We start from the raw sequence: 24,780 nt of genomic DNA on the forward strand, positions 1-24,780 counted from the left end.
TCTTTTCATGCGGCTCCTTTGCTTGAATCATTTTATTTATTCGAAGTGGCTGCACCAAAATAGGCGGACAACACTCAAGCTTGAGCGTTGTCCGCCTATTTGAATGGTTAAGTGGGGAGCGTCTCAGTCAAGGCTTCCTTCTCGCGCAAGTACGCTAGCGCCGTCTGCATTTTATCGATATACGCAGGCTCGTTGCCCGAACACATAAATTGAACGTTCCCGCTTCCGCCGCCCCCGGCGATGCCGTAGCGGCTAAGCAAGGCTTGCAGGCGCTTCACCGTTCCGGCATTCCCGTCCACAATTTCGATATGGGCCGGAAGCAGCTCTCGCAAAATATCCTTATAGAACGGATAATGCGTGCAGCCTAGCACAATGATGCCGTAATCATTCAAATCATAATTAGAGAGCTTTGACCTAAAATATTCATTCATAATTTGTTTATTGAATTGCAAAGCTTCACAATAATGCACAAGCTCCGGAAGCGGCAGTGAGTCCACGATCCCCATATCATCCACGCGAGAGACGAGCGCATAGTACTTAGGCATCTGCAGCGTTAATGGCGTTGCGAAGACGAGCACTCTTTTGCCCGTTGCACGGTTCATCTCCACCGCAGGCTTAACAGCCGGCTCCATGCCTACGATCGGAAGCGAATAACGTTCTCTGAGCTCTGTAATCGCAATGCTGGTTGCCGTATTGCAAGCTACAACTAACGCGTCCACTCCCTCTTTCATCATCGTTCCAACCGTATCGAAAATATACGCCTTTACGTCTTCCTTCGGCTTCGTGCCGTAGGGAACATGAAGCGTGTCCGCCATATAAAGAAAATCCTTGTCAGGGAGCCTTCTAAGCCCTTCCGCCAGCACGGTAAGTCCGCCGATCCCTGAATCAAAAAAACCAATTCGCATGTCTCATCGATTCCTTACGTTTAGTGAAATAGAATAATGAAATAGAATATTCGGATAGAGCTAATTCCATCTTAACTCATTCCCACCTTCCATTAAAGCTTATAATTGTATCTTTAAGAAAAAAGCGCCCCTCGTCCTAAAGGACAAGAGGCGCATGGCTGTTTTTAAGGCGCTCGCTTCGGCAGCAGACGGACATATTCATCCGAAAACTTCATGAGTTCCAATATATAATCGTAGTCCCCGCGATATTTGCTGAAATCCGCTACGGGCTCCTTCGTTCTAATATCGATGGCCGTGCCGTCCTCGAATCCCTTGCCGGGCACGAACAAAATATCGTTATTGAAAAATGATCCCGTCGGCAAATAGTAACGCATACCGACTACATTTTGGCTGGTATTAAGCAAATCATGGCCAAAAGCCGTATAGCCTTTATCCTTGAGCGATATGCCTAGCAGATTTGAAAGTGTAGGCATGATATCCACTTGACCGCCTACCTGATCAACGACCTTACCCTCTGCGCCTGGCACATGGATAAATAGCGGAATGTTGAAGCGGCTGACTTGTCCGTCATATTTAATGCCCAACTGCTCGCTGACCCATGCGGGATCATTATCCTTCGCCTGCAGCCCGGAGTGATCGCCGTATGCGACCAGTACCGTATTTTCCCACATGCCGCTTGCTTTGAGTCCATCTATAAATTTCCCGAGCGCGTAATCGGTATAATTGATCGCTGTTAAATAATCGCCCAGCTGCGTATCCTTCAGCGATTCCGGCATCTTAATCCGCTGGAGCTCGCTCGGCACCTTGAACGGATGATGGCTGGATGCCGTTACAAACTGCGCATAAAAAGGCTTATTTTGCTGATCGAGCGCTTGAAGCTTCTCTAATCCGACCCGGTACAGCTCCTCGTCTGAGGCGCCAAAGGAATTAAAATGGTCATTTTTAAAAGAAGGCTTATCATAGTATGCTTCAAAGCCCAATGCAGGATACATCCGGTTGCGATCCCAAAACGTTACATCGTTAATATGAAACGTGTTCGTGGCATAACTTTCGTCTCCAAGCAATCTCGGCAAGCTGGGCACGACTCTGTCGCCGTAACCGGTGGACATCGCCATATCGCCGGTCGGATAGATCGAGGTGTTGGACATAAACTCGGCATCCGACGTGTTGCCCTGCCCGATCTGTTGGAAGAAATGAGGGAAATAAAAGCCCTCCTTCGCAAGCTGATTCAGTGTCGGGGTGACCGCTTGGCCGCCGACCGATAGGTTAATCGCAAAGTTTTGGAACGCCTCCATCTGCACGACAATGACGTTTTTCCCTTTGGCAAAGCCATAATAGCTTGGCGTGCCCGCCGTCACCGCAGCCCCGGCTTGGTCAAAATAAGAGCCTTGAAGCGCCTCGGCGCTCGCAGCCGTTTCTTCCATACTTCCGTTTTTAATCGCGTTTTGCACCTGATTCGCTTTTATCGCAGCCGCTACCTGATAATCTAAAAAGCCTAGGTTTTCGGCTTGTACAATCTCATTTGGGATTGAGCTCCCCGACCAGATGTAGCCGCCCGAAACGGCAACGCAGAGCAGTGCAGCAACACCTGCAACCATTGGCCTCGCGACGCGCTTTCGCCCATCGCTGCGAGTCCCCCGGACAAGCTTAACGATATAAAGCAAAGCAAATACGACCACGTCAGCAAAAAATATATAATATTTCACTTGGACAATCGAGCCTACGCTCGTCCGAATTTGCAGCACCTGGTCCAGTCCATGCAGCGCCGTATAGGTCGGAACCGTTCCATAATAGCTAAAATATATGGTTGAAGCGAAAAGGAGAAGCGACAGCACCGCATTCAAAATTCCCAATACCGTCCCTCTCCATCTCGCCGAAGTTATGAGGTCAACTACCAGCAATAAGGTTAGCACAGCTGCCGCATCTGCCAGCAGGCGATCCGCCTGAATGCCGTTAAAGACGAATTGGCGGAACAGAAGCATTTTCAGCATCAGCATAACGAATAATAAAATAAACGGCGACCTGTCGTACTCGTAACGTGTAGATATAAGCTTCAAGATCCTTCACTCCTTAGAGATCAACGCTTGCTCAGAAAATAGAAATAAACCGTCAAGACATGACGGCTTACTTAAGCATTAATGTTAAGGCAATATGAAGGCAAATGCAACGGCTAATATAGGAAACAAAAAGGAATCGAATTAGGAAACGAAACTCTTGCATTTTTTTAACAAGGATTACACAGGCTTAACTTCAAATATACAATCGACGATGACGGGCAATTGATCTCTTAAGGAGCTCGCTCCCAGTACGGACCGGGCGTGGATGCCCTTGTCGCCAAATACTTCTATCATTAAATCCGAGAAGCCGTTAAGCACCTTATGAGGCTCTTCAAAGCTCGGGTCGGCATTTACGAAACCTTGAACCTTCACCACCCGCGTCACGTTATCCAAGTGCATCAAAGCGCTTTTGAGTACTGCAAGCACCTCAATCCCCGCCTGCCGAGCGAATTGATACCCCTCCTCCGTAGAAAATTGCTGCCCCAGCTTTCCCTTAACCGAGTCGGTTGGTCCTTTGCCGGAAACAAACAGCAGTCCGTTTGAATATACGCAATTCGTGTATTTGGCTGCTGGATGGCTTGCCTTGGGAAGCACAATTCCGAGTTCCGTTAACCTTCTTTCAGTGATTCCTTCTACTTGAGACATATTACCCCTTCTCTCTATTTGTATTCTGCAGTTGATGTAAGCTTATGCCAAAGTTTATACTAGGTTTGACCTCTGCAAAAGGATCAGATCTTCATTAAATTTAAAGGTCAGATTGTGTGGGCAAACGATGGACATTGTACTTTCTGGAGATGAAAAAGGACCCCTGTACATGTCGCTATACCGGCATATTCGTGGACTTATACAGGATGGCTTTTTGCAAAATGGAGCAAAATTGCCTTCTATCCGCTCTCTCCAAGAGCAAACAAAGCTTAGCAAAACGACAATCGAGACCGCATATCATATGCTGCTGGAAGAAGGCTACGTATATAGTAAGCCGCGTGCCGGCCTATTTGTCATTAATCCACAAGTGATGCCTGCTGCTGCGGGGAAGCTTAAGCAGAAAGCTGCGGCTCCGAATCGCTCGCATCGCCATTCAACGCCACAGCCGCAGCATAATGGCCAAGTCCTACTAGATTTCAGCCTGCTCGCGGTGGACGGGGAATCCTTCCCGGTTCGCCCTTGGAGATCCGTCCTTCATGATGCCCTCTCCCTTCATATTAGCTCCGTTCATCAGTATGGCGACCCGCAAGGCGAGCACGGCTTGCGCTTTCAGCTAGCCCAGTATTTGAAGCATTCTAGAGGCGTCAACTGCTTGCCCGAACAGATCATCATCGGCTCAGGCATCTCCTACAGCGTTCAAGTTCTCTCCAAGCTGTTAGAAGGTTTCACTACGATAGCGGTAGAGGAAGCCGGCATCGCTCAGGTTAGGGCTATTTTTCAGCAGCATCATTTCAACGTTGTCCCGGTTCCGCTTAACAGCCATGAGCATTTGATTGCTGCATTGAAAGAGAAGCGCATACCCGCACTCTATCTCACGCCATCACATCGTCCCACGGGAAGTCCTTTGTCTTATTCCCTAAGGCAGCAGCTGCTTAACTGGGCTGCCTCCAGCGGCGCATATCTGATTGAGGATGACTATGATGGGGAGTTCCGCTACTCCGGCAAAACCATTCCTTCCCTGCAAGGGCTGGATGAGCAAGGCAATGTCATCTATATCGGGACCTTTTCCAAAGCGTTCACCCCTGCCCTGCGAATGAACTATATGGTTCTCCCCATGAGATTGATAGACAAGCTGCCAACCATAGAATACGCGCTTACCAGTCCGTCACGCATCGATCAGTGGGCTATGCAATTGTTTATGGAACGAGGGCATTGGTACCGGCATATCCGGAAAATTCGCCATCTCTATCGGAAGAAGCATGCAAGGCTTAAAGCCAGCATTGAAGCCCACTTGTCTGAAAATGTACAAATCAACGGCGATTCTGCCGGACTTCATCTTGAAATAACCGTCAAAACGGCCCGCAGCGCCAATGAGCTAATTGAGCTGGCTGCCGCCGAAGACGTTCGTGTCTATGCATCACAGGATTCCACTGTTAAGGCTGGCGACGATCCAAAGCTTTATTTGGGCTTTGGAGGTATGAAGGAAGGAGACATCGAACGAGGCATTCGCATACTTGCGAAAGCATGGTCCGAAGCTACACCCACTCCTGCTCAAGTTCGGATAGAATAAAAGAATAAAGTTAGAACGATGTGATTAAATCGGCTGAACCTGGGAGGCGTTTTCTTTTGGCGAATAAACATTTCCTTACCGATCTCGACGGCACGCTGCTGCAATCGGATGCAACCTTGTCCGACTATACAATTAACGTCTTATGCAGCGCATTGAACGAAGGGGTCATCATCAGTTATGCGACGGCAAGAAGCTATATGAGCTCGAACAAAATCGTTTCCGTCATTCCGTGGAAATTCCCCATTGTTTTGTATAACGGAGCCGTTATATTTGATCCGATTTCTTTGAAGGTGCTAGGCGGGCATTGGCTCGATATCAAAACGACGAATGAAATTATTGGACTTGGAAGAGCGCAAGGACTGCTCCCTTTTTTATTTGCGCTGGATGAAGAAGACGAAGAACGCGTACTGCACGAAAAATTGCTTCGGACCGGGGACTTGAAGTTTTTCGAAAGCCGCCCTAATGATCCCCGCTTTGCAGAAATCCCGTTGCTTGAGTGCCCCGCTGCTTATCGTACGCTTATCGTCACCTATATTGGTTTGCTTGAAGAATTGGAACCCTTAAAGGAGAAGGTACAGGAAACGTTCGGTGATCAGGTCCACATCCACCTCATGAAGGATCAATACATAGAGAACCACTACTTTTTGGAAGTTAGCCATAGCCAGGCAAATAAGAAGGAAGGGCTGCTGGAGTGGGCCAAGCTTATGAAATGCGAGCCAGAGGAAATAACCGTCTTCGGAGATAACCTGAACGATTTGGGGATGTTTGAAGCTGCTGGGACCAAGGTCGCTATGGCTAACGCGCATCCCGCGCTCATCGAACGATCAACGCTAGTAGGAGACAGCAACGATGAGGATGGCGTTGCTGCATATATTTATAAGGCGACTGGCGGCAGAGCTTAAATCGATTGCTGCTTAAAATAGCCCCTACATTGCGCTTCGTGCAGTAGAAACTGAAAAAATACAATGAAATGGACTTTAAAGTAAAAGTCGAAGTCGAAGAGTCGATTCCTGCTGCTTTAACTACAATAGTAATAATGAAAAGAGTTAACGAAATGTCTTTCCTTGCACACAGTACAATTGAAACTTCACCTAAGCTGTCTCGATGAATTTGCGCCTTCTTCTTATTGAATGCTACGCCACAAAAAAAGGAGCCGCCCCAGGTCATCGACCTTGAGGACAGCTCCTACTTCCTTATTCCTGCTTGCGTTACTTCTTCGCAACGTATTTGCGAATATCAAACGCTACGGCAACGACGATGATCAAGCCTTTGATGATCAGCTGCCAGTTCGGGTTGATGCCGATGAAGGTCAAACCGTAGTTGATAACGGTGAAAATGAGCACACCCGCAATGATTCCCTTTACTCTGCCTACGCCGCCAGTCGTCGACACGCCGCCGACTACACATGCTGCGATGGCATCAAGCTCGTACATATTGCCGTAGTTGTTCGATGCTCCGCCTGTGCGCGCTGCTTCAAGCACGCCAGCCAGGCCATACAAAGCGCCGGCAATGGCATAGATCCACATCAGGTTGCGAGCAACGTTAATGCCGGATACGTGAGCGGCTTGAATGTTGCCTCCAATCGCGTACATGTTTTTGCCAAGACGCGTTTTGTTGAATACGACCCATACAATGAACGCTACGAATATAGCAATTAGAACGATATACGGGATCGAGAATTGACCGCCGCCAATGGCGCCTGTTCCAAGCTCGGTGAAATCCTTGCGCAAGCCGCCGATCGGCTGCGAGTTGTTGGGCGGCAAATCGAAGTAAAGCGAGTTCATCCCATACACCGCGACCATCGTGCCGAGTGTCGCTATGAACGGCGGTACGTTAAACTTTGCTACGATCAAGCCGTTTAGAAGCCCGACCAACAACCCCACTATAATCGCAATTGAGATCGGGATAATGATCGACAGCTGCGGCAGGTTAGGGAAAAACTTGCTGGCGTAATCAGGCATTTGCAGCATCGATGCGGATACGACCGCAGTGAGGCCGACTACACGCCCTGCCGATAAGTCAGTGCCCGCGGTAATGAGTACAAAAGCGGCGCCTAGTGCGATAATGGTCCTCGTAGAAGACTGCACCAGCATATCTCTGAGCGTCGTTATAGACAAAAAGTTGGCATCAATAATTGCGATTCCCAAAATTAATGCGATAAGAACGATCCAAATTGCGTTTTGCGAAAAAACGTGTTTTATCTTTAAGCCTTTAGCTGTGTCCATTTGTCGTAAGCCTCCTTAAATCCTTCATCATTAACCCGTCTGTGCCGCTAGCCGCATAATGCTTTGCTCGGTTGCTGATTCTCCGTCCAGTATGCCGGTTGAGCGTCCCTCCGACATCACCATTATGCGATCCGACATGCCAATAAGCTCGGGCATTTCCGATGAAATCATGATGATGCTTTTGCCTTGCTTCGCCAGCTCGATAATAATGCTGTAAATCTCGTATTTCGCGCCAATGTCGATGCCCCGCGTCGGTTCATCCAGCAGCAAAATATCCGGATCTGTCAGCAGCCAACGTGCCAGCAGCACCTTCTGCTGGTTGCCGCCCGATAAGTTGCGAATAAGCTGATCGACTGACGGCGTTTTGGTCTTGAACTTCTCGACGCCCTTCGCCGCTTCGTTCCTCATCTTCGATTCGTTTAGGAAGCCTAAGCGGTTCTGGTACATGTCCAGATTGGCGATTGCGGTATTTTCCATAACCGACAATACGGGGAAAATACCGGTGACCCGCCGCTCTTCTGTTAGCAGGGCGATTTTGTGCTTCTTCGCGTCAATAGGCGATTTCACCGTGATCGGTTTGCCATTTTTATAAATCGCACCCGACTTAACGGAACGAAGCCCGAACAAAGCCTCAACCAGCTCCGTACGCTGCGCGCCTACAAGCCCGCCAACACCAAGGATTTCTCCCTTGCGAAGCTCGAACGAAACGTCTTTAAATGAATGCGCGTGCGGCGAAGTTAATCCTTCCACCTTCAGCATGACCTCGCCTGGCTTGTTCGTCCGCTCTGGGAACCGATCCGATAGATCACGGCCCACCATACGCGTAATAATCGTATCAATGGTCAGCTCGGGAGCCGGCCAAGTGCCGATATATTTACCGTCGCGCATAATCGTTACATCATCGGAAATGCGCAATATTTCTTCCATTTTGTGCGAAATATAAATAATGGAGACGCCCCGCGCCCGCAGCTTGTTAATGATAGCGAATAGCTGCTCGACCTCGTTGCCGGTAAGCGATGAAGTTGGCTCATCCATTACGATAATTTTCGAATTAAACGATACCGCTTTGGCAATTTCGAGCGATTGGATTTTGGATACCGACAATTCGCCGACAAGCTGCTTCGGGTCAATCGTCATATTCAAATCCTCGAACAACGCCACCGTGTCTCGGTGCATCTTTTTATGGTCTATGAACCGGAATGGAGGAAAACCTCTTACCGGAAATCTGCCAAGCCAAATGTTTTCCATCACGCTGCGCTGCGGCACCGGGTGCAGCTCCTGATGGATCATGGAAACGCCATGGTTCAATGCGTCTTTTGAGTTTTTAATTTCAACCTTCTGTTCATCCAGAAAAATCTCGCCGGCATCCGGCTTATATATGCCAAACAAACATTTCATCAATGTAGATTTGCCTGCACCATTCTCTCCCATAAGAGCATGAACTGTGCCGGGACGTACCTTCAGCGTTACATCATCTAGCGCTTTGACACCTGGAAACGTCTTTGTTATCCCGTTCATTTCAAGCAAATAAGGATGCTGCTTTGCCATTGTATAGCCTCCTTTTATCCAGCCCACCTAGAAAGTGGGCGAAAAAAAACAGGGGCAACGCAAGTGACGTTATTCCCCTGCTTCTTGTTCATCCATTTCTGTACTCGTATTATTTGCTTTCTTGCGTTACTTTTTGGTACGGAATCCATACATATTTGCCATCCGTAATTTCAAAACCCGTATTTTCCTTCGATGGCGTTTCGCCCGCAGCAAGCACGCGCATAAGCTCAACCGTTGCTTTACCTTGGTTTGTCGCATCGTTTAGAACCGTTCCAAGCAATGTTCCTTCTTTCAACGCTTGGTTTGCAGGGTCTGTAGCATCTACGCCTACAACCGGCATAAATTTGTCGCCTTTGAAGTAGCCCGCAGTTTTCAAAGCTTCGATTGCGCCAAGCGCCATATCGTCGTTATTTGCTAGAACGGCTTCAATGCTGTCGCCTTTGGAAGAAAGGAACGCTGCCATTTTTTCTTGGCCTTTAACGCGGTCCCACATCGCTGTGTCTTCTGCCAGCTTCTCTACTTTGATTCCAGCATCTTGGATCGCTTGGATAGAGAATTTTGTGCGAAGCTCGGCATCCTGATGGCCTGGCTCGCCTTTTAACATAACGTATTGCAATACACCGTCACCGTTTTTATCCGCTTCCGGGTGTGCTTTCCAGTACTCGGCAACGATTTCGCCTTCCATCGTACCGGACTCCTCCGCTTTAGCGCCTACAAAGTACGCTTTATCCCATTTAGCCAAATCATCGGCAAGCGGTTCGCGGTTGATGAACACGACTGGAATGTTTGCTTTTTGTGCTTTGTCGATAATAATGCCTGCTGCCGTACGGTCAACCGGGTTGACCGACATCGCTTTTACTTTTTTCGTAATAAACAAATCGACTTTATCATTTTGCGTTGGCTGCGAGTTTTGGCTATCTACGATATCTACTGCCAATTTACCTTCTGCCGCTGATTCGATTGCGTTGCGCACGCCGCTCATGAATGTATCGTCAAATTTATAAATCGCAACGCCTGCCTTTGGCAACCCGCTTGTGCTTCCCTCTCCGTCTGAGTTTCCGCATGCCGCTGCCGTAACTGCAAGTGCTCCGATCATAATCGCTGCCGTCCACTTTTTCATTCTTATTGACCCCCTGGTGGATTAATTAACTACAGCTTCATTATGTCGCAAAAGGCGATGGATTCACATTTAATATCCTCATCACTTTTATTAATATCCTCATATCTTTCGTTTATTGAACGACGGGGAACAGCAGCTTTTGATTTTTTAGCCAAAACATGTTTTCCTCCGTAATAAACTCCATGCTCATTTCCACGCGGTTAGGAATCTGTTGTCCTTGCGCCGCGTCAATCGCATGCTTAACGCCGAGATACCCCATGCTGAACGGATTTTGCACGATCAACATTTGGAGCTGGTTCTCCTGAAGCAATTCCAGCAGCTCCGGCGAGCTGTCGAAGCCGACCAGCTTAATCTTCTCCCCAGCCAGCCTTCGCCTCAGCTCAAGCGCCGCGCCAATCGATGTCTCCGTATTTAGCGACAAAATGCCGTCTACCTTTTGCCTATCCAAAATACCGCTAACCGTTTGCTGGCATATGCTATATTCATCCGAACAAGGCTGGCTGTCTACAAGGCGGATGCCCTTATATTCAGCTACGGCATCGCGAATTCCCTGCTCTCGCAGCTTGCCGTTAATGCCCCCTTTGGTATACGCAACGATCGCTACGGCTCCTTTGCCGCCAAGCTGAGCTGCCATTTCGCGCATCGCTTCTTTGCCGGCAAGGTAATTGTCCATTCCGATATAAGAAGCCGTCGCGCCGGACGTAATCAAGCTGTCGATTGCAATAACAGGAATATGCCGCTTGGCTGCCTCCTTCAAAAAAGGCTCAAATGCCGCATCGTCATTCGCGCCAAGCACGATGGCATCAGGCTTCGTCTCAAGCGATTGCATCGCCGTTTGCAGCTGACCCTCTACATCTCCTTCGTCCGTTGGAGCGGAGACATGCAAATTGATGCCAAATTCCTTGACCGCTGCCTGCGCGCCCATCGTTACGTTTTGCCAGTAGTCGCCTTTGCTTGTGCGTAGAATAAGCTGGATGGTCTTCCCTGCTTGCTCCTGCTTCGGCTGCTGCTCATCCGGATAAAGCGCAGAATACAGCAGATAGGCAGCAACGAAGAATAGGAGCCAGCTAATGATGCTTCCTTTTTTCATTACCATTAGGATGGATCCCCTCCTTCGATTTGCTCAGGCTTTCGGGCAGGGAAACGAATGGTGACAGTCGTTCCGACTTCCAGCTCGCTCTCGAAATGAAGCCCATACTTTTCGCCAAAATAAAGCCGTATTCTCTCCTGCACATTCATGATGCCTACGCCTGAGCCCTTCGAGCTTACGACTTCTCCCGAAAGGATTTTGCCGAGCTGCTCCTCCGACATGCCTAGCCCGTTATCGATCACCTGAATGACCACATCGCTTCCGTCAAGCTTAGCGGATATTACGATATGCCCTTTATCGACGGAGGGCTCGATGCCATGCATCAGCGCATTCTCGATTAACGGCTGAATAATAAGCTTCAAGGTAACATAAGACAGCGCCTCTTCCTGCATATCAAAGGTATAGTCGAATTTATTTTTGAAGCGCATCTGCTGGATGATCAAATAATTTCGCGCATGCTCCATCTCATCTGCGATCGGTATCAAGCTTTTTCCTTTGCCGATACTAATGCGGAACAGCTTGGACAATGCCGTAATCGTCTTGATGACCTCTTCGTTTTTGTTCATGCCGACCATACGGACGACCGTATTTAAGGTGTTGTACAAAAAATGCGGATTGATTTGCGCTTGCAGCGCCTCAAGCTCATATTTTCGTTTGCTCTCCTGCTCCGTTACGATTCGGTTCATCAACTGCTTGATCGTACCGATCATAATGTTGAACCGATCCGCAAGATGCTTAATCTCAAGCGGTCCCTCGCCGCTGACCGTCAGGTCGAAATCACCCCGCTCCACGCTTTTCATCGACAGCTCCAGCCGCTTGATCGGCCTTGATATGCGGCGTGATACTAAGCTGGACAGCAGGAAAACGATGAGTGCCAGCGCAATAAGCAGCTTCAACATCGAACGGTTCAATACCGAGCTTGTCGTCATGACCTCATCCATATACGATACGCCTACAACCTTCCAGCCGACGTTGCCGATCGTTTGGACGCTGATCATTTTCGCATCCTCCGTGGATTCATCGATAAAGCTGCCGTAAGTATGCTTGAGCGCAAGCTCGACGTTCTCTTCTTTTAGACTCGCGTAAATAAGCTCGAGCTGAGGGTGATAGACGATATTGCCCGCCGACTCGTCGAGCATGTATACGTACCCTTTTTGCCCCAAGCTAACTCGTTCGGACAGCTCATCTATCGTATTGAAGTTCACATCGAGCAGCAATACGCCGTTCACCTGCTTGCCATTATGCTGAACGGTAATGCTCTTGCTAATCGATACGACCCAGCGAAATTGCTGCTTGTACAAATTTTGCACATGGGGAAGCGAAATGGATAAATGGCCCGTCGTATCAAGCGCACTGCGAAACCAGCTTTCCTCGGTCACCTTCAGCGTGTCCTTCAATTCAACATTCGGCAGGTCGAAGAGCAGCTGCCCCTTATCGTCAAAGAGCACAAGAGATACCGTATCCGTACGCGTGGACATCATCGATTCCAGCTGCCGGCGCATCGTATCCGACTTCACATTATCGCTTTGGCCAATGGCATGGTGCATCATATTGAACAGATCGGAGGTAACCTCCACATAATTTTCAAGATTGTAGCTGACCTGATCCACAATTTGCTGCGAGTTGCGAAAAGCGTTTTCCTTAGCGGTAGCCGAGAAGCGGCCATACAATACGACGCTAACGATTAAGATGATAAATACGGAGAATAGCGTGAACGCCACCGTCAAAATATATTGAATGCTTCTGCGCTGCATCACTTGCCCTGCCCCAACAAGCCGCTGCGGTATTCTTTGGCGGACAAGCCCGCATATTTCTTAAACGTGAGGCTAAAATAGTTCGGGTCGGCAAAGCCTACCTGATCGGCAATTTCGAACGCTTTAAGCTCCGTCGTCCGAAGCAGCTCCTTGGCCGATTCCATCCGCATCTGCAGCAAATAGGCGCCGTACGTCATTTTCAGCTCCTTCTTAAACAAACCGCTGAAATAACCCGTGCTAATATGCAGCTGTGCGCAGAGCTTCGCTATAGACAAATCACTTTCGTGAAAATGGCTTTTCGTATAGCTGATCGCATCCTCTACAATTTGCTTATACGTATGCTGCCTGCGGCTCGCGATACGGCTGCGCACCTTCGCGCATAGCTCACCGAACCATGCCTTGGTCTCCTGCACGCTGTTGAGCTTCTGGTATTGATTCAAAATGCCCCATCCGCCCCCAAAAATATCATCGGAGTCGCTTTCATGAATTTTGGTCAACTTGATAATGGCTGTAACCATTTCGAGCAAATAATGCTGATATTCATGCACGGGCGCTTGAACGCGGGCGATTTCGTCGAACAGCCCATCAACGACCTCCTCCAGCTCCTTCTCCGTGCCGAGCTTGACTGCGCTGACTAGATTTTGCTCCTTCCACTCGTCGAACAAAAGCTTCTCATGATCCCTGCTTTCCATATCGTCAATGCAAATAATCAAATTGTTGCCGAGAATTCGCCGGTAATCGAGCGCAACCGTAGCGGACTCGTAAGCATATTTCAAATTGCCGATATCCCGCGTAAACGTTCCGACGCCAATCATGACCGGGAACCGCAAAAACCGCTCGATGCTTTGCAAAATTTCTTTCAGCGCATCCTGCGTTTGCTCCATAATAAGCTCGGATTCCGGGCGCGGGCTCACAGAGAACAATACGACTTGATCCTGATGGATAAATACTTTGCCTAGCTCATGCCTCGCCCATATCTCACTTGCAATGTTGCAAACGGAAAACAACTTCAGATCGAGATCAGTTGACGAGGCCAGAGAGGTGGAGGAGGACTGTGCCCCCTTCTCACTCCCGTCATCGGAGTGGTTTACAGATATAATCGATACAACATAACCTTCGCCCTCAAGCTGCATGCCGTATTTGGCCGCTTTCGCCGAGATGTCCTTATGCTGCTGCTTGCGAGTGATCAAGGACGATAGAAACTTCTCGCGAACGATGGGCAAGCTGGTACGGTAATGCTCCTCAAGCAGCTCGATATTGCTCCGCATCTCCCGTTCCTCATCCATCCGCCTTGCAACCTCTGCAATGGTTTCGGTCAGCTGCTCGCCTGAGAACGGTTTCAAAACATAAGCCTCTACCTGCAAATGGATGGCTTGCTTCGCATATTCAAATTCATCATGTCCGGATAAGATAACGATTCGCGTAATCGGGTACATCTTTCTTGCCCATTCCGAGAGCTCAAGCCCATTCATATAGGGCATACTAATATCGGTAATGAGCACGTCGGGCTCCATTTTCTCAAATATCTCCATCGCTTCCTTGCCGTTGCTCGCCGTCCTTACTTCCGTAAAGCCGCAGCTGGCCCAATCTATTTCGACCATTAATCCTTCCGTAACTTCCGGCTCGTCGTCGACAAGCAGCAGTTTATACATAAGGCTCCCCCTAAAACATTGCTTTGAGCGCTACGCCTCCTTGCGGACTGCGTGCCGCCAATACCATTTTGCCATAAATTTTGTCTTTGTAAATATAAGTTCGTTTGATCCCATTATGGTTCGTCATTCGCCTTGTCAATTATACCTATTAAAACTCGGCTATAATAAAGCAAGGCTGACGTCCCTAAAGGGAGCTGCCAGCCTTGTCTCTTATTCTTATTTCAAACGCCGGCGCCGCAGCTGTATCGCTGTAACGATCACGGTCATAATGAAGAAAACGATCGCGATTATGCCGAGCGGCATTCCCCCTGCACCTTGCGCCCCTGTCGCCTGTACCTGTTCAGTTGGCATAGTTTTCTTTGAGCTAAGAGGCTGCGGCCCGTAACCGTCACCTAGCAGCTTGATCTCTTCCTTCGCCGAAGCAAGCGGCTTCGTTAAATCGCATATATTGGTTTCAAGCTTCACAGGCTTCCCGATTGCAGTAACGATATAAGCCTGACCCACTTCGAAGCCTTCATAGCCGCAGCTCGCTGAGCTCATGGCTGTATATACAGTTGTTTGCTTTCCCAGCTCGCCTTTCCATACCGTAGACACCTCGAAGTTTACTTGGACGAGATCAGCGCTCGACATCACTTTTTTCTCAGGCGGCTGGATGACCTCCGTTACTTTGCCTGCGAAGATGGATGTGTCGCGCCGAAGCGCCTCCTTCACTTGATTCTCAGGAGATGGCGACATCGCACAGGAGCATGCATAGACGGCGGTTGGCTTAGCAATAATCCCTGCACTCCATAGGATTGCGCAGCAAAGGACGAAAAAAAACGATTTTCGATACATAGGAATCACCTCTTAGGATAGACGTCGAAGCGATGATATTTGTTTCCAATTTTATGTATATTCATCACAAGATGCTGGCTATTTCCTCATTATATTGCTATATTACGTTAGATGAGTTAGATAGCTTATGCAATACGGGACTCCTTAGACTAAAGAAAACGTAGGTGAGCAACATGATTGAGGTAAAGACTTCCAAGCTTAGCGACGGAGAGTTCAATAGAGGGGTATTTGCGACGCAAGATATAGCAAAAGGTGATCTTATACACGAAGCACCGGTCATTCCCTTCCCAAATGAAGAGCATGAACATATAGAGAAAACGCTGCTTGCCGATTACGTGTTTGAGTATGGCGCTAACCATACGGCAATCCTGCTGGGTTATGGCATGCTGTTCAACCATTCCTATACGCCAAATGCGTACTATGATCTTAATTTTGACAATCATACCGTCGATTTCTTCGCTTATACGGACATCGCTGCCGGGGAAGAGATCCTCATTAACTATAATGGCGAAGTCGATAACGAAGAGCCGCTATGGTTTAATGAAGATAAAGAAAAAGAAAATAAGTAAGGCTTGCAGCATGCAACGAGGCCGTTCCGGAGAAAATAATCCGAACGGCCTCGTTTTTTATTTTATACAAATCCGCCATTTACGCGAATCGTTTGGCCTGTCATCCACTGTGACTCTTTACCCGCCAAGAACAGCACGACGCTCGAAATATCTTCCGGCTCGCCAAGTCTTCCAAAAGCGTTCAGGTTTACGATGCCAGCAATCTGTTCTTCTGACTTCCCTACCTTAAAGAGCTCCGTGTTAATCGGGCCCGGCGCAACCGCATTGATCGTAATGCCTTTATGCCCAAGCTCCTTGGCAAGCTGGCGGGTAATCTGTTCAACCGCGCCTTTGGTTGCTGCATACACGCTGTAAGTGGGGAACATTGAACCGTTAACCGAAGTCGAAAAGTTAACAATACGACCGTTCGCATTCATATGCATAGCCGCTTGCTGGCAAGCAAAATACGTACCCTTCACATTGATCGCGAATTGCTTGTCGAAGTCTTCCTCTGTCATGTTCGCTATCGGTTTATTAATCATGATACCGGCATTATTGACGAGAATATCTATTTGCCCGAAAGCATCCAACGTTTTCTGGAACATCATCTCTACTTCCGCTACTTTGCTAATATCCGCTTGTACGGCCACAGCCTCGCCGCCTTGCTGCTTAATGCCGTTAACCACTTCCTCTGCTTTGGCTGGATTGCTCGCAAAATTCACTACAACCTTAGCACCGTTACGGGCTAGCTCTTCAGCAATCTCACGCCCTATTCCTCTAGATGCACCCGTTACCAAAGCTACTTTGCCCGCCAATTTATGTTCCATGCTTTTTTCCTCCTCAGAATGTTTCTCTTATGGTTTGATTATATCCGCACCACAAACAAATATCAAGTGACATTATTGTATTTTTGTCATTTATTTTTCAGGCATCTTTTTTACCTTGTTAAAAAGAAAAAAGCCCTCCTGATGCCCAGCATCAGAGGAGCTTTCCTTGTATAACCTATGCAGCGATTCCTGTCAGCAGCAGCTTCCATACCATATCGAACTCCGCATCGCTTTTCTCAGCTGTCCACTCGTACGAATGGCCCGGATGATGAAAACGCGAGGTCGCGATGAACAAAGCTTTGGCAGTCTGCTCTGATTGCCCTGGCTTAAATTCCTTCGTTTTTATCCCTTCCTCGATGATCTGCGCGATCTGCGCAATCAAGCGGTCTACATGAACAGCAATCATCTCAACCGCATCTAACGTTACTGCGGCGTACATCGCAAACATCTCAGCATCATTGGAAGCGTAGTTCCGCTTGCTGCGGATAAGCGTCTCCAGCCACAGGCGCAAGCGCTCTGTCGAGCTGCCGCACGTTTGGCTCGCGATTCCCTCTAATGGCAAGGCGATGCAACGATGCAGCCAGCGCTCGGTTACCGCTTCCCGCAAGGACGCTTTGCTCGCAAAATGGCGATACAGCGTGCCGTGGCTCACTTTAAGCACCTTCGCTACGTCGACAACCGACGTTTTCTCAGGCCCAAAACGTCTAAGCACCTGTTCTGCCGCATCTAATATTTGTTCCTTATTTAATGGTTGATCATTCGTCATAATGGGTAGCAGCCGTTCATCCAAAATCAAAGGATTCTGAACGCGCAGCATTCCCCCCTCTCAGCTCTTTCACCCCATCATAGCACGGCGTAATTCTAATGACAATAATGTTATTTTGTCACCCGTATAATGAAAGCTTGCAAGAGCAACATCGGGATTAGTAAGTGCTGCGTTATAGATGTGTATAAGCATTATGCCTTACTTGCCATAAAAGCGATTTGATCAAGCCAAGCGCGGCGCGTAGCTTCGTCCGAGCTCATGACAGCGTCAAAGACCACATGATACAAAACTTCGAAGCCGCAGTATTCAAATATCCCTTTGTCCGAAGTTAGGCGAAGCGCTTTATCCAACCCGCTGGCTGCATACTCGGCATTCGATTTGCCTTGCGTGTGAATAATAACCGCTTTTTTCCCTTTTAATAGTCCCATCTGCTCGCCATTTACATACTTGTAAGCAAAACCATAGGTAAACACCCGCTCAATGTACCCTTTCAAAATAGCAGGCAATCCCGTCCACCAAATCGGATAAATAAACGTTACGACGTCTGCCCATTTCAAATATTGCTGCTCGAGTTCAATATCCTCAGAGATGCCTCCAAGGATCTCACTGCTGCTGACCACCGCGTTAAACCCAATTCCATATAAGTCACGAACAACGACCTCATGGCCATTCTCCTTAAGCCCTGCAACCGCTGTCTCCAAAATAGCATGGTTAAAGCTTTCTTTTCTCGGGTGTGCGTAAACGATAAGATGTTTCATATTCATTTCTCCTCTCGAATGGACAAGCTTATTTTTGAAATCTATATAATTAGTGATCAATCAATTACAAATGATGAAAAATGTGATTGATTGATCAATAACAATCCGTTATAAGCCAAGAATAACTCGGCTAATCATTCATCTCCATTAATTCCGGCAAGGACAGCGCCATCGAGATGTTGCACAGCATGCCTCTAGCTAGGAAAAGGAGTGTCTTCTCTTGCGGCCTCTCCAAACCCGCTTGCTTGAACGCATCATAAACGATCTGCTGGACCTCTCGGAATCCTTTCTGCATAACCTCAACGATGGAATCTTCTTTTATCGTTTGAGCTTGCATTTGGAGCAGAGTCTCGTTCTGGTAGCTCTTCATTATATTCGCATACACAGCAGTCAGCTCTTGCTCAAGCTGTTCAGGACCCGTTGTCGAAATAACTTGACGGAACGCATCAAGGATACGCGTCCACGACACTTCCAAAGCCGCTAGCAGAAGCGCTTCCTTCGTGGAAAAGAAACGGAATACGTACGGCTGCGAAATTTGGGCACGTTCGGCTACCTTCGCTGTCGTAGCTCGGTAATAGCCAATTTCCGCAAACACCTCAATGGCGGCAGATACGATATCATTGCGACGATTGACTGAGGTTGCTGGGCTTTTTGTCACTGTGTTTCCCGCCTTTAAGTTGCGATTCATATTTAGTGATTGATCAATCACTAAACTCATAGTACTTCAACTTTTGTTCATTTGCAACCTTTTGTTTTAAATTTGGCTCTGTTAGTGTTGATTGTTGATTATCCTCCAAACTAATCCACCCTCGTAATGAATCTCTTTTTCAACGTTCAATTCAACACTTTTGTTTGAACTTGGGAACCCTGGTTCATCATTTACAATGTATAGCGTATTCTCATTTTTCCATTCCATAGAAAAGTTGCTATTCGCATCACTATGATAAACAGTCTTTATTTTGTTATCATCATGATAAGTTATTTCTACCCATAAATTAACTCCACCAGCGGCACCTCCGTAATTCTTATAGTAAGCATTAGCAGTATATTTGTCTGTTGGCGAGTTCACGGGTCCTTTATAAAATTCACCTTCAAGGTTATCGAATGTAAAAAAGTATGTATTGTATATCACTTGTGTAGAAATCATACCCATTCCTATCAGAGTTGCAATTAACAGTTTTTTGGGAAATGGCTTCTTTTTGATAAAAAAAACAATTAGTTTGAAACAAAAGATAAAACCTATCAGAACAGTAATGAGAGAAAGGATGAAGAAGCCTAATAAGTATAAATAATTAATAATAATTCCTCCCGTCGATATGGTTTTCATATTCCTTGCTATCTAAGTAAAGGAACCATGCTAAATCATGTTGCAAATCCTTGGTTGCAACGCGATTAACATAACCTTAAATTTTAAAACGTTCATGCTTCGCCGCAGCGGCAAAGCATGAACGTTTTGATCCTATGCTTATTTGAAATAATAAGTGCGCAATGCATCCATAATGCCGAGCGGGTTTTTCCGGAGATCCTTTGCGCTGAAGAAAACATCACCCTTCACTTCCGGATATTTTTTATTGTATTCCAGCTGATTAATGATTTCCTGAGCGCTTTGCCAGCCCGCTTCCTTTGTGCCCAGCTTATACGGTGAATGGCCGATATACAGGTCAACCCCTGTCCCTTTCACCTCTTGTACCCACCAATCCACTAGCTTGTCATAGCGCGCAACGTTGAAGGAGAGGCTCCAATAAATTTGCGGATTGATATAATCGATCCACCCTTTTTGTATCCACGTCCTCACATCCGCATACATATTGTCGTACGCCGTTACGCCTGCATTCGTGTCTGAGCCGGTTTTGTCCACCGACTTATTCCGCCAAACCCCAAACGGGCTGATCCCGAATTTCAACTGCGGCTTCACCGCGTGAATGGACTCTCCGAGCTGGCGGACAAAATCGTTGATGTTGCTTCGGCGCCAGTCCGCTTTTGATGTTAGTTTACCGGCGTTGTAGCTCTTAAAGGCAGCATCGTCGGCAAAATCCACGTTCGACGGGTAGAAATAATCGTCCAAATGGATGCCGTCAATCGGATAACCGTTCACGACCTCCATGATCGTATCGATAATATGCTGGCGCGCCGCCGGTATGCCTGGGTTAATATACAGCTTGCCTGCCGCATTCACGATCCATGCCGGCTGCTGCTTCACTACATGATTTTCAGCCAGCAGCTCGGTTTTTGCGTCAACATTCGCCCGAAACGGATTGAACCAAGCATGGAACTCCATATTCCGTTTATGCGTCTCCTCGATCATAAAAGCCAGTGGATCGTATGTAGGTGCAAGGCCTTGTACGCCTGACAAATATTTTGACCACGGAACCAGCTTCGAAGGATACAAGGCATCGCCCGTAGGACGTACCTGCACAAAAACCGCATTTAATCCCATTCCCTGCAAATCATCCAATAAGCTGACGAACTCGCCCATCTGCTTCACTGCATTTTGATAAGAGGATTGCGAGGGCCAGTCCAAATTATAGACAGTGGAAACCCATGCTCCGCGCAGCTCCTTCGTGCCTGTTCCTGGATTCGGATCTGGATTCGGAAGCGGATTTGGATCTGGATCTGGCAGCGGTGTTTCACCCGTCGGATCTTCAACTACTGCTGTCAGCAGCGTGATCATCTGCTCCACTTGATTCCAATTGACGGTTAGCCCAAGCTGCTCGCTGACGAACCTTAGCGGCACCATAGCCCGTCCTGCTTTCACCTGAACGGATGCATCCAGCTTAATGCTCTCCCCGTTAACGGTAGCAACCGTGCTGCCGCTCGTCATCGAAATCGCTTTATTGTCGCTGCCTTGAATCGTAACCGACTGCTCCTTGGCGTTCCAATTCACAGTGGCTCCCAGCTCTTCACTAATAATGCGAAGCGGTACCATCGTTACGTTAACCTTTGGAATGATATAAGGCGATACATCGCTCTCAATGGCCTTTCCATTCAAAATAATACGAATGCCAGCTTTTTGCGCCGCTTGGCTGATTGGTGCGGCTGCTGTCATGCAAATAACGACAAGCAGCAGCCCTATGGTCCATTTTCCCCATTTCATGCGTTCCAGTTCCCCTGTCTCCAAACAATGTAATTATGCATCCCAAACGTTAGACGCTTGTTCCTATTCTTTGGTTGCATGAGGACAAGGACAATTAACAAAATTTAATAATATATGCGAGACTAATCCAGCCTCGATTCGTGTCATTATGCTCTGTATTTGAAAAAGTGAGCATTATCAGTTATTCACAAACGGACATATCCCCTCTATCCTGCGGAGAGAGAATGATAATTTTTTCATAGTTAGGGGTTAGAAAAAATGATCGCCTTAAACCGGTTGTGGCATTAGTTTCTCTCAAACGTTGGAGTGGAAACAGCTAGAGGCCCTGCAGGAGAATAAGGTACATTTCGTTTCGGGCCATGCTTGGTTTGATTCTCCTTGGAATTATGCAGCCGATCATTACGACCGCTGGATAAAGGCGGATACGCGGGATAAGCTTGCTATATCGTTAATTTGAGCTCTTTAGCCTTCGTATCCAGCTGCCGCGCTGCCGCGCCAATGCTCATAAATTCATCGACGGCCCGTTGAATGCGCTGCTGGCTTTCCGCAACGACCTCCTGTGAGAGCTTCGTCCCTTTTACGACCTCTTGCACATGGGTTACGATACCTTCTACATACCCATTCACTTCTTTGGTCGCTTCCTGAACCTGCCCTGCCAGCTTGCGCACCTCAGTCGCTACCACATTGAAGCCCCGGCCATGCTCACCCGCATGCGCAGCTTCTATCGCCGCGTTCAAAGACAATATATTCGTTTGCGAAGCTACGTCGCGGATCGTACGGACGATTTTGCGGATTAAGCTTGTTTGTTGTTCCAGCAGCCCGAGAACGGCCATATTCTCGCTTGCTCCGTCTGCCACTCGTTCTATTGCCGCTTCCACTTCTTGACTGTGTGATATGCCCTCTTGGGCCCGGTCCAGCAGCTCCTCGGACATTTGCAGCAAGTTTTCTGTCATTTGAGCAGTCGCTTGCTCACGGGCATTAATATCCGTTGCCATTTTCAAAATCGCAATGACTTTGCCCTCTTCATCCCTGATCGGCATGTAAGTAGCCTCCAGCCAGATCGCAGTGCCGTTTTTGGTTAATCGCAATATTTTATTCTGAAATGGCCGTCCATTGCGCAAATCGTCCCAGAGCTTGGCGTACGCGGTGCTATTCACAAAATCCGGCGAACAAAATTGCTTATGCATCATGCCTGGCATCTCTGCGGAGCGGTATCCCATTGCCTGCGCAAAATTTTCGTTTGCCCATAATACCTGTCCTTTAACGTCGAATTCGATCATGGCAAGTGACTGCTCGATAGCTGTAAGAACAGCCCGCTTGTCCAATACCTGAGTAGTCATTTGCAGGACGGTGTTCCATTCTGTCATGTAAAGGTTCTCCTTCATCAGTTCGAATGTATAAAGCAAGCCTAATAGCCCACACAACATTCTACAAACATTATACAAGATGTGCAAGCAAATATTAACAACCGGCGATTTGCGTACCATACGAAAGGACCCGACCATAAATGGCCGGGTCCTTCTGCTTCTTACTTTGCTACAGCCGGTTTATCCTGCGATACGGCAATCTGATACGGATATAGATTTGTTCCATCGCCAATTGCATAGTTGAGAATGCGTTTGTTGACCGGAACGATAACGGCGCGGTACAAGGTCGGGAAGACCGGAACCTCGTCTACCATAAGCTGCTGCCATTCCTTATAAATGCCTTGGCGAACCTTTACATCAAACGCTTCTGCTGATATGCCCGCTTTTAGCAATCGATCCTGCTCATCGCTCGCGTACCGCGGGAAGTTATAGATCGCATCGCGGCCATACAAGCCTGCAGGGTCAACGTCAATGCCTACGCTCCATGCTCCTTGATAAACGTCTACTTTCGGATCGTCCTCGCCATTGGAGCCAACGCGGTCATAGAACGTATTGAATTCCAGCATTTCAAGCTGAACGTTTAAGCCGATAGCTTGCCAAGACTGCACGTAATACTGGGCAAGCGGCTGAGCGATATCGCCGCCGGTCATCGAAATAAAGTTAATGACCAGCTCGCTTCCATCCGGTTTCGTACGGTACTTGCCATTTAACTTATAGCCCGCGTCATCCAAAATCTTTTTGGCTAATTCCGGGTCAAAGGCAAGGCCCTTATTCGTTGCATCATGGTATTCAGGATGGGATGGCGGAATGAGCGTCGTCGCATTCCAGCGCAAGCCATGGTAGAACTTTTTGCCGACCTGATCGTTGTCAACGGCATGCGCCATCGCTTTGCGCAGGTTCAAGTCGCTCATTTTGGCTTTTGGATCAGGAGCAACCTTGCCGGCCGCTGCATCCCACTTGCCTAATTTAAATCCGATATACGTATATGCACGGTCAATTGCGCCTAAGTATTCCACGTTCGACATCGTCGCGTTATCTGGGTATTGATCAACCGGGAATGAATCAACTAAATCAACCCCGCCGCTCTCCAGCTGTTGAACGATAGTCGTTGGGTTAATCACTTTTAGAATGACTTGATCCAAGGCAGGCTCTCCCCGCCAGTAATCCGGATTTTTCTCAAATACAACCGATTCCCCGGGCACGATGCTCTTTACTTTAAAAGCTCCGAAGCCGATCGGCTTCTCGCGCACTTCTGGGGAAGAAGAAATTTTGGCTACATCCATATTTCCGAAAATATGCTTCGCTAACGGATAAGACCACACGCCGCCTGTCAACAAAGATGGCGATGATTGGATATACGTGATTTTAAGCTTTTTATCGCTAAGCACTTCGATACCTGAGATCGTTTTTGCTTTGCCTTCATGATATTCATTCATACCCACAATATTAGTGAAATTAGAGTCATAGCGCGGACCATCGTACTTGGGATTGCCGATGACTTCATGGGCAAATAACCAATCCTCCGCCGTTACGGGCTTGCCATCCTGCCAGTTCACATTGTCACGGATCGTAAACGTAAATGTCTTGCCGTCTTCCGCCACTTCATACGTCGCCGCTCCGTCATTCGTATACACATAGTTTTTATCCCATGTGAGCAGCCCTTCATCAAACCAGCCCAGCACCTGCGAATCCGGGTCGCCGGAATAAAAGTTATAGTTCAGCGTCCCTTCAAACGGTGTGTCCGATACGAGGCCAAACGTAATAGACCCGCCTTTAATCGCTTCGCCTTCATTTTTCTTCACGTTGCTGAAATCATCAATCGAATAAAGACCGTCATCTGCAGCAGGCTTTTCACTCTCAGTAGGAGCCGGTTTGTCCCCTCCGTCAGTCGGAGAAGGATTGCCCGCGCCATTCCCATTGCCATTGCCGGATGAGCAGGCTGCAAGAAAGACGAGCAGTGCCAGCATTAACGGCAGGAATAGGGATCTTGCGAAAAAAGACTTTTTCTTAATCATAAATT

At 47.9% G+C, this 24,780-nt stretch carries 21 protein-coding genes; 3 read left to right on the forward strand and 18 right to left on the reverse strand.

The window, feature by feature from the left end; all coding sequences use genetic code 11:
- Positions 1-107: 107 nt before the first annotated feature.
- The 3 genes from murI to A7975_RS22175 form a co-directional block, all read right to left on the reverse strand.
- Positions 108-905 (reverse strand): glutamate racemase, encoded by a 798-nt coding sequence (gene murI, locus A7975_RS22165; protein ID WP_065386564.1) that lies wholly within the window; start codon positions 903-905, stop codon positions 108-110.
- Between the two features lie 164 nt (positions 906-1,069).
- Positions 1,070-2,962, reverse strand: a complete 1,893-nt coding sequence (locus A7975_RS22170) for an LTA synthase family protein (protein WP_369688949.1) — start codon at positions 2,960-2,962, stop codon at positions 1,070-1,072.
- 177 nt (positions 2,963-3,139) lie between these two features.
- Complete coding sequence (locus A7975_RS22175; protein ID WP_065386565.1) at positions 3,140-3,607, reverse strand: RidA family protein; 468 nt, start codon at positions 3,605-3,607, stop codon at positions 3,140-3,142.
- 127 nt (positions 3,608-3,734) lie between these two features.
- Here A7975_RS22175 and pdxR point away from each other — a divergent pair, with 127 nt between their 5' ends.
- Both pdxR and A7975_RS22185 read left to right on the forward strand, forming a co-directional pair.
- A complete protein-coding gene (gene pdxR, locus A7975_RS22180; protein ID WP_065386566.1) occupies positions 3,735-5,177 on the forward strand; it encodes a MocR-like pyridoxine biosynthesis transcription factor PdxR in 1,443 nt (480 codons plus the stop codon).
- Between the two features lie 56 nt (positions 5,178-5,233).
- Complete coding sequence (locus tag A7975_RS22185; RefSeq protein ID WP_065386567.1) at positions 5,234-6,079, forward strand: HAD hydrolase family protein; 846 nt, start codon at positions 5,234-5,236, stop codon at positions 6,077-6,079.
- Between the two features lie 306 nt (positions 6,080-6,385).
- On the opposite strand, the gene mglC is transcribed toward A7975_RS22185, so the two are convergent.
- From mglC to A7975_RS22220, 7 genes are all read right to left on the reverse strand, one after another.
- Positions 6,386-7,402 (reverse strand): galactose/methyl galactoside ABC transporter permease MglC, encoded by a 1,017-nt coding sequence (mglC, locus tag A7975_RS22190; protein WP_065386568.1) that lies wholly within the window; start codon positions 7,400-7,402, stop codon positions 6,386-6,388.
- A gap of 30 nt (positions 7,403-7,432) precedes the next feature.
- Positions 7,433-8,950, reverse strand: coding sequence for a sugar ABC transporter ATP-binding protein (locus A7975_RS22195; RefSeq protein ID WP_053372811.1), 1,518 nt, complete (start codon positions 8,948-8,950; stop codon positions 7,433-7,435).
- Between the two features lie 109 nt (positions 8,951-9,059).
- Positions 9,060-10,070, reverse strand: a complete 1,011-nt coding sequence (locus tag A7975_RS22200; protein WP_053372812.1) for a galactose ABC transporter substrate-binding protein — start codon at positions 10,068-10,070, stop codon at positions 9,060-9,062.
- A gap of 112 nt (positions 10,071-10,182) precedes the next feature.
- Positions 10,183-11,166, reverse strand: a complete 984-nt coding sequence (locus tag A7975_RS22205; RefSeq protein WP_065386569.1) for a substrate-binding domain-containing protein — start codon at positions 11,164-11,166, stop codon at positions 10,183-10,185.
- Positions 11,166-12,914: a cache domain-containing sensor histidine kinase gene (locus A7975_RS22210; protein ID WP_053372814.1), complete on the reverse strand. Its 1,749-nt coding sequence runs from the start codon at positions 12,912-12,914 to the stop codon at positions 11,166-11,168. Before A7975_RS22210 ends, A7975_RS22205 begins: the two co-directional genes overlap by 1 nt.
- Positions 12,914-14,566, reverse strand: coding sequence for a response regulator (locus A7975_RS22215; RefSeq protein ID WP_053372815.1), 1,653 nt, complete (start codon positions 14,564-14,566; stop codon positions 12,914-12,916). The genes A7975_RS22210 and A7975_RS22215 overlap by 1 nt, the downstream gene beginning before the upstream one ends.
- Positions 14,567-14,782: 216 nt before the next feature.
- Entirely contained in the window at positions 14,783-15,400 is a 618-nt protein-coding gene (locus A7975_RS22220) for a hypothetical protein (protein ID WP_053372816.1), read from the reverse strand.
- A gap of 173 nt (positions 15,401-15,573) precedes the next feature.
- Here A7975_RS22220 and A7975_RS22225 point away from each other — a divergent pair, with 173 nt between their 5' ends.
- Positions 15,574-15,969: an SET domain-containing protein gene (locus A7975_RS22225; protein ID WP_053372817.1), complete on the forward strand. Its 396-nt coding sequence runs from the start codon at positions 15,574-15,576 to the stop codon at positions 15,967-15,969.
- A 62-nt stretch (positions 15,970-16,031) separates the two neighbouring features.
- On the opposite strand, the gene A7975_RS22230 is transcribed toward A7975_RS22225, so the two are convergent.
- From A7975_RS22230 to A7975_RS22265, 8 genes are all read right to left on the reverse strand, one after another.
- On the reverse strand, positions 16,032-16,775 hold the full coding sequence (locus tag A7975_RS22230; protein ID WP_065386570.1) for an SDR family oxidoreductase: 744 nt from the start codon (positions 16,773-16,775) through the stop codon (positions 16,032-16,034).
- A 175-nt stretch (positions 16,776-16,950) separates the two neighbouring features.
- Positions 16,951-17,592, reverse strand: a complete 642-nt coding sequence (locus A7975_RS22235; RefSeq protein WP_255314440.1) for a TetR/AcrR family transcriptional regulator — start codon at positions 17,590-17,592, stop codon at positions 16,951-16,953.
- 140 nt (positions 17,593-17,732) lie between these two features.
- Positions 17,733-18,299 carry an NAD(P)H-dependent oxidoreductase gene (locus tag A7975_RS22240; RefSeq protein WP_053372819.1) on the reverse strand — a complete coding sequence of 189 codons (567 nt, stop codon included), beginning with the start codon at positions 18,297-18,299 and terminating at the stop codon, positions 17,733-17,735.
- A 130-nt stretch (positions 18,300-18,429) separates the two neighbouring features.
- Positions 18,430-18,957, reverse strand: coding sequence for a TetR/AcrR family transcriptional regulator (locus A7975_RS22245; protein WP_053372820.1), 528 nt, complete (start codon positions 18,955-18,957; stop codon positions 18,430-18,432).
- Positions 18,958-19,068: 111 nt separating this feature from the next.
- Positions 19,069-19,626: a DUF5412 family protein gene (locus A7975_RS22250; protein WP_176707783.1), complete on the reverse strand. Its 558-nt coding sequence runs from the start codon at positions 19,624-19,626 to the stop codon at positions 19,069-19,071.
- Between the two features lie 138 nt (positions 19,627-19,764).
- Positions 19,765-21,393 carry a family 10 glycosylhydrolase gene (locus A7975_RS22255; protein ID WP_065386571.1) on the reverse strand — a complete coding sequence of 543 codons (1,629 nt, stop codon included), beginning with the start codon at positions 21,391-21,393 and terminating at the stop codon, positions 19,765-19,767.
- Between the two features lie 440 nt (positions 21,394-21,833).
- Entirely contained in the window at positions 21,834-22,760 is a 927-nt protein-coding gene (locus tag A7975_RS22260; protein ID WP_053372822.1) for a methyl-accepting chemotaxis protein, read from the reverse strand.
- A gap of 161 nt (positions 22,761-22,921) precedes the next feature.
- Positions 22,922-24,775, reverse strand: coding sequence for an oligopeptide ABC transporter substrate-binding protein (locus tag A7975_RS22265; RefSeq protein WP_053372823.1), 1,854 nt, complete (start codon positions 24,773-24,775; stop codon positions 22,922-22,924).
- Positions 24,776-24,780 lie beyond the last annotated feature (5 nt).

It is taken from the genome of Bacillus sp. FJAT-26390, assembly GCF_001682865.1.
Lineage (GTDB): Bacteria > Bacillota > Bacilli > Paenibacillales > Paenibacillaceae > Pristimantibacillus.